This window comes from Nocardia acidivorans NBRC 108247, assembly GCF_001625085.1.
In the GTDB taxonomy this organism is placed as follows: Bacteria; Actinomycetota; Actinomycetes; order Mycobacteriales; family Mycobacteriaceae; genus Nocardia; species Nocardia acidivorans.
Genome location: NZ_BDAW01000057.1, coordinates 61,864 through 68,802, shown reverse-complemented (window position 1 = coordinate 68,802; position 6,939 = coordinate 61,864). Strand labels below are relative to the sequence as shown.

Below are 6,939 nucleotides of genomic sequence, written 5' to 3'. Positions count from 1 at the left end.
ACCACAGGGCAAGCCCCACCCCCAACCGCTATACGCCCCACCCCTCCACAACAAACCCAGCCGAAGTAGTAGTACTCCCACCAATATTCAGAGCAGCAACCCGCCGAGCCCCCTCCACCTGACAGTCACCGGCCTGCCCAGTCACCTGCTTGTACGCATCCAGCAACATACGCGTACCAGTCGCCCCAACAGGATGGCCGATCCCGATCAACCCACCACCCGGATTGACCGGAAGCGCCCCCGAGCGACTGATCTCCCCCGACTCAATAGCCTTCCAGCTCTCCCCGGGCGAGGTGATCCCCAGGTGATCGATAGCCATGTACTCGGACATGGAGAAACAGTCATGTACCTCAACCGCATCGACCTCGGTGATATCGGTGAGCGCCGCTCGGCCCAGTGCATCCAGCATCGTCTGCCGCACATGCGGGAAGACATACGGCTCCCCCGCCGAGGCCGCGAACTTCTGATCCAATGCCAGTCCTGCGGTCCGGTGCCCCCACCCGGTGATCACCGCGTGCTTGGCGCGAAAGTCCCTATGCTGCTCCAGGAATCCATCGGAGACCAGTATCACCGCGGCCGCGCCGTCGGTCATCTGGCTACAGTCCTGGCGACGGAGCGGCCCCGCCACCGGCGGATTGGCGGTGTCGTCCGCAGTGAAACTCTCCGGCGTGTACGACCATTCACGGGTCTGGGCAAGTGGATTCACGCGGGCGTTGGTGATGTTCAGTTCGGCGATGGCGTGCAGATGAGCGGGGTCGAGGCCGTAACGGCGGTCGTATTCCTCGGCGATGGCGGCGAACATGGTGGGCCACACCAGGTCTGTGTCCTGCGCCTCGTGGCCCGCCCAGGCGGCGGCTCCCATGTAGGCGGCGGCCTGATTGCCCGGGACGGTCTTCTCCAATTCGGCGCCGATGACCAGGGCGCAGTCGTACCGCCCGGATTCCAGATCGGCCATGGCCGCCAGGATCGCCATACTGCCGGAGGCACAGGCGGCTTCGTGGCGGCCGGCGGGAATCTCCCACAGCTCCGGGAGGACGGTGGCGGGCATACCGCCGAGCTGGCCCTGGCCGGTGAACAGTTGACCGAAGGCATTGCCTACGTGGATCACTCCGATATCGGCGGGATTGATCGCGGTCGCCGCCAGCGTCTGTTCGGTCACCGCGCGGATGAGCGCGTCGAACCCGAGTCCGGCGCGATGCCAGTTGACGGAGAAGTCGGTTTGGCTGCCACCGAGGATATGGACGGACACTTCGGGCTCCTGATCGTGTTGTGCCGGTTCAGAGTTGGTCGCGGAGTTCGCGGCGGAGGAGTTTGCCGACTGGGTTGCGCGGCAGGGATTCGACTATTTCCAGGCGTTCGGGCAGTTTGAAGGAGGCGACCTCGCGGGCGCGGAGGTGTGCGACCAGATCGTCGAGGGTGACGGTGGCCCCGGGCGCGGGAACGATGAAGGCGCAGCACTTTTCGCCGAGTACCTCGTCCGGGTAGCCGACCACTGCCACGTCGGCGACCGACGGGTGATCCGAGAGCAGCCCCTCAATCTCGGCGGGCGCGATATTCATGCCGCCGCGAATGATGATCTCCTTCACGCGGTCGACGAAGCGCAGGTAGCGGCCGTCCTCGCCGCAGAGTTCGAAAACATCTCCGCTGCAAAGGAATCCCTCTTCGTCGAAGGGTTCGGCAGTGGCGGTGCCGGGCAGGTATCCGCCGAATACCGCCGGGCCGCGCAGGCGTAGTTCCCCCCGGCCACCGAGTTCGGTGACGGTTTCGCCGGTGACGACATCGACGAGTTTCACGGCGGTGCGCGCCGCCAAACCGGTCGACCATTCCACGCCGGGCGCTCCGTAGTGCGGTAGATGTTGCGCTCGCACAGTCGGATCCGGGATATCGGCGGGTGCGCCGAGCAGGCTCACACCCTCGTTGGACCCGAAGAAGTTGAGGACGTGAATGCCCAACTCCTCCTGCCAGCGGCGGACGACCGGCGGCGGCAGGGGCGCGCCGCCGGAGCCGACCGTGTGCAGCGAGGTCAGATCGGCCTGTGCGCGCAGGGATTCGTTCTGCAACAGCATGGTCAGCAGTGCGGGCGGCATGCTGGTGTGCGTCACACGGTATTCGGCGATCTGGCGGAAGAACACCGGGAGATCCAAGGGATGGTGCTGAATCAGATGGCCGCCGGCCAGCAGCCAGGGCAGGAAGGCTCCGGCGAACCCGGCCATGTTCACCATGGGAAAGGGGTTGAGCACCACCGATTCCGGGGTGATGCCCAGGCCGTCCTGCACGCTCCGCGCCACCGCCAGCCAGTCGCCGTGACAGCGCGGGATACCCTTGGGGGCGGCTTCGGTGCCGCTGGTCCAGCAGACGGTGACGCGATCGTTGACGGTCACCCGCAGGGTTGGTTCGTAGTCACGCATGCGGCTGCGGGACTGTGAGTCGGCCGGATCACCTAGTGCGACAGCCTTATCCGGGATGTTCGGTCCGAACGCGAAGACGACGGCATGACCATCGGCCACCGCCAGTGCCTCCTGCGCGAGTTCCCTCTCCGCCAACGCTCCGGCGGTAACGATGGCGTCCGCCTCCGTGGCCGCGATGATTCCCGAGATCTCATGCCGCCGGTACGAGGCGGGCATGGGTGTGGCTACCGCGCCCAGCCGCCACAGCGCCAGATAGGTCGCGGTGAGCGCGATCGAATTCGGCAGCAATACCGCGACGGTGTCGCCCTGTCGGATGCCCTGCGCGAAAAGCACTGCGGCGATATCGATTACATGATTGTCGAGTCCCTGCCAGGTGAGGGTGCGGGGCACCGCGCCGGTCAGTGCCTCCAGGTTCGCCGGATCGGTGAGCGCGGATGCGTCCGGTGTCTCGGTGACGCGGCGGCGGAAGAGGGCCGGAATCGTCTCGTCCTCCCACCAGCCGCGTTCGAGGTACGCACGTACGGTCTCCTCGGGATGGCAGGGGTGCACCGGATGGCAGGTAGCGGTGGCCCGTCTGGAGTTGGAACGCGTTGCGGCGGTATGCGATTCAGCCATGAAGTTCCCTAGTACTCGTAGTTCTTGCTCATGACAGGCGACGCAGCACGAGAGCGGACCCCAGTCCGAGCGCGGCCGGGATGGTCACCAGCGCATGCTCGCCGCCGAATCGGGACAGGGCGTCGAGGGCTTGCGCGATGAGGATGCCACCGGTGGCCCCCAGCGGATGTCCGACGGCGAGCGCTCCACCCGAAGGATTGACACGCTCGGGGTCGAGACCGAGTTCGCGAGTCAGCAATAGCGGCGTGACAGCGAACGATTCGTTCACCTCGACCACATCGAGATCGGCCGGGGTGATTCCGGCTCGGCGCAGCGCCGTCCGGGCCGCCGTCACGGGAGCGGTCAGCAGCGGTGAGCGCACGGCGGCCTGGGCGGTTCCCACGATGACGGCCATTGGCTTTCGGCTCAAAGTGTCTGCCGCCCCGGCACTTCCGAGCAGTACAGCCGATGCGCCATCGGCCAGTTGCGGCGCGGTGGCTATCGTGTGCAGCCCCTGTGCCGGTCGCGGCGCATCCGGCAGTCGCCGAGCCACTCGCTCCCAGGACGGGTCGTCACCGAACAGCGCCGCAAGCTCGGCGAATCCCTCGACCGAGGCATCCGGCCGCGCGCCTTCATCAACATCCAAAAGCACCGTGCCGCCTTTGCGGGCGGGGATCAACGCTGCGGAACCCCCTGCCGCAGCGGCCCTTTGGTGCGACCGCACCGCATAGGTATCCAGCTCCGGCCGAGTGATTCCGTGCGCGGCGGCGGTGAGATCCGCCGACACTCCGATCGTGACGAACCCGGTCCGCTCCCCCAAATCATTGTCGAAGGCGATAGCGGGCCGATCCGCGAGCATCGGCACCCGTGACATCGACTCGGCCCCACCGGCGATGACAATGTCCGCGAAACCGGCGGCAACCCGCGCGGCCCCACCCTCCACGGCGTCCAATCCGGAACAGCACAACCGCGAAACCACCCCGCCCGGAACCGAATCCGGCCATCCCGCCCACTGCGCGGCAGCCCGGGCGATATCCCCGCCCTGCTCCCCCACCGCGGTACTCACCCCCACGAGCACATCGTCGACGACATCCGCCGGGCACCCGCGCTCCACCAAGGCCGAAAGCAACTGCCCGAACAGCTCATACGGCGGCAGATCAGCCAACACCCCACCGTTTCGCCGCACCCGCCCGCGCGGCAATCGAACGACGTCATAGATCAGCGCTTCACCCACGACCCAGCCCCGCGATCGTCTCGAGGGTGTGGTTCCCGGCGGGATCGGCGGCCGTGGTCACCGGGACGATGACCACCTCATCGGCTCCGGCCGCACGGTAGGCGGCGAGCCGATCGGTCAGGGTGGCCGCGTCGCCGAGCATGCCCACCGCCGAAGGCAATTCGTCGGGGATGGCGGTCAGCACGTCGCGGGGGTGTGCGCCGCTGTGGGCCAGACGCACCACGTCGCCGAAACCGGCCTCCTCGAACATGGCGTCGTAGCCGGGCGCGCGGAGGTAGCCGACCACACCGCGCCGGAGGGTGAGGAGCATATCGGGGGTGGGATCGGCGGCCGCCGTCACCCAGACCGAGATGTCGGGAGGCGGACGATGTGCCTGTGCCGCGTACCGGCGGACCATTTCGGCGCACCGGGCCAGCTGGGCGGGGGTAACCAGGTTGAGCACCACGCGATCGGCGGTACGCGCACCGGCCGCCAATGCGCGCTCACCGAATGCCGCCACCACCAACTCGAAACCCGGAGCGGTCGAAGCGCATTCGTTGTGAGAGTCGCCCATGCCAGAGTAGCGAATCGCCCCCGGCGCACCGATCTCGGCAGCGCCGGAACGCATTGCGAACGAACGCGATTCGGTACAGCTCTCCGATGTACTCTCGTCACCCTGTGGCGATGCTCGCAACGCATCGGCAAGTGCGGTGCGCCGACTCGAAGGCGGCGAAAGTTCGGCGAGTTCAGGCGCTGACCGCGCGACGGCCCGCCCCGGTGCCGGTAGGCGTAGGCGGTAGCCATTGGAGCGTTCTACCGCACCGTCGAATTCGGTCTTCTCACCATCGAGGAGCTGTCGCACTATGCGCGCCGATTCCTCCAGGTGGGTTGCGGTGCTTCGTCTTTCGCGGCCGTGCCAATCGCGCACGACCACCGTGCTGGAGGTGCCCAGCGCCACATCGACCCGGCGGCCGGTGAGGGCGGCGACGCTGGCCGCTCCCATGGCGATATTCGCCGGGGTGCGGACCGCAACCGCCAACGGGCCTATACAGAGCGGGATCGTGCCCGGGGCCCGGCCTATCGCGGTGGCCAGCGCGAAGGCGTCGAAGGTGGCCATTTCACCGAGCCAGAGGCGGTCATAGCCGAGTTTGTCGGCGGCTTCGGCCACCAGCAGGGCGTCGAGGGGGTCGCGGTCCTGCCAGTACGGGAGGCTGACGCTGAGGTGCGGATTAGGCACGGGCGCAGTCCTTTTCAGGCGATCGGCTGGGCGGCCGCGCGCATGCGATCACCGCTGACCCAGGTGGCGTGGAAACCGAGCGGAACCCGGGTGGGGATGCCGAGCCGGCAGATCGGGCCGCGGGTGATGTCCGCGGCGTGGTAGATCCAGACTTCGGCCAGACCGGTGTGATTGTTGTGGGCGAACATGGTCAGGTACGCGTCGTCTTCGCCGCTGCCGCCGGGGCGCGAAACCACGGTGAGTTCGCTGCCGTACATGCCCTCGCCGAAGGGCGCGGTTTCCTTTGCGCCGGTGAGCAAGTCGTATTTGATGACGGCGTCGAAGATCATGGTGCGATCCACCGACAGGCGCATCTGATACGAGTAGCGACCGCGCCGGCCGGTGATGCCCTGGTCGATCGCGGGGAATTCGGTGTTCACATCGTCCATCGGCGTCTCGGTGGTGACACCGGTGCGCAGGTTGAAGCGGTACCGGTGCAGCTTGGCTTCCGGACGCAGATAGGCGAGCAATTGCGCCAGCGGGTGAGCGCGGTCCGATACCGGACTGGGTTCGGTGACGCGGCAGACGATCAGGACGATCTCCTCGCCCTCTTCCCAGGAGTTCACCGTGTGGTAGATGTACCCGGGCGCGGCCTCGAACCATTTCGCCTCCGCCCCAACGCCATAGCGCGGCAGCACCGCGAATCGACTCGGCAGTTCGCGGTCGAAGAAGATCTTGAATCGACCGGCTGCCGCCGCGCGCGGATCGTTGTAGAGCGGCAGATCCATCAGGATCGAGTAGTTCTCGGTGATCGCCATATCGTGTGGCAGCCGTGGCCCGGGCAGCTCCAGACCGGTGAAGTGGGTGACCTTGCCGGTCGGGTCGGCGACACCGTAGCGCAGGTACGGAGCATTGATGCCGTAGTCGAAGAACAGGAACTCCTCGGTGCGCTCATCGACCTTGGCGTGCGCCGAAACCTCGCCCGGCAGTGTGCCATTGAAGTCGTCGACCCCGTGCGTCTCCAAGCTGACCGGGTCGATGGCGTACGGCTTGCCCGCGCGGTACCAGAGCGCGAGCAGATTGCCGTGGTGATAGATCACATCGGTATTGGCGGAGTTGCGCTCGCGCCGGTCCCCGGCGGGATTGCCGTCCCAGGGTTCGATCACCCCGCGCCACAGCGCGGCGCCCGCCGCCCGCTCCGCCTCGAACTCGGCGGTGCGAATGTACCGATTGCGGTAGGTGGCCCGACCGTTCTCGAAATGCACCGCGTGCAGCATGCCGTCACCGTCGAACCAGTGGTACCGGCCCAGCGGCGCGAACTGCGGATTGGGCCCATTGCGGACGTACACCCCGTCGAGGTCCACCGGCAGCTCACCGGCGAGCACCGTGAGCTCGATCGCGGTGATCTCCGCGCCCTGCGGCGCGTACGGACCCTCCAGATACGGATTGGTCAATGCCTCGGCGGCGGGTGCGATGAGTTCTTCATTGAGCGGCATGAGCTACGCCTC

At 67.0% G+C, this 6,939-nt stretch carries 5 protein-coding genes; all 5 read right to left on the bottom strand.

Annotation, left to right across the window (positions count from 1 at the left end):
* Positions 1-28 precede the first annotated feature (28 nt).
* Genes NA10_RS26425 through NA10_RS26400 form a run of 5 tightly spaced genes read right to left on the bottom strand, consistent with a single transcriptional unit; the run spans position 29 to position 6,927 of the window.
* Positions 29-1,249 carry an acetyl-CoA acetyltransferase gene (locus NA10_RS26425; protein WP_067572628.1) on the bottom strand — a complete coding sequence of 407 codons (1,221 nt, stop codon included), beginning with the start codon at positions 1,247-1,249 and terminating at the stop codon, positions 29-31.
* 28 nt (positions 1,250-1,277) lie between these two features.
* A complete protein-coding gene (locus NA10_RS26420; protein WP_084515258.1) occupies positions 1,278-3,023 on the bottom strand; it encodes a class I adenylate-forming enzyme family protein in 1,746 nt (581 codons plus the stop codon).
* 28 nt (positions 3,024-3,051) lie between these two features.
* Entirely contained in the window at positions 3,052-4,236 is a 1,185-nt protein-coding gene (locus NA10_RS26415) for a thiolase family protein (protein ID WP_067572625.1), read from the bottom strand.
* The gene (locus NA10_RS38895) at positions 4,229-5,452 is read right to left on the bottom strand and encodes an LLM class flavin-dependent oxidoreductase (RefSeq protein WP_245677909.1); all 1,224 of its coding nucleotides are present in this window, start codon (positions 5,450-5,452) and stop codon (positions 4,229-4,231) included. Before NA10_RS38895 ends, NA10_RS26415 begins: the two co-directional genes overlap by 8 nt.
* A gap of 14 nt (positions 5,453-5,466) precedes the next feature.
* Positions 5,467-6,927, bottom strand: a complete 1,461-nt coding sequence (locus NA10_RS26400) for a carotenoid oxygenase family protein (protein WP_067572623.1) — start codon at positions 6,925-6,927, stop codon at positions 5,467-5,469.
* Between the last annotated feature and the right edge of the window lie 12 nt (positions 6,928-6,939).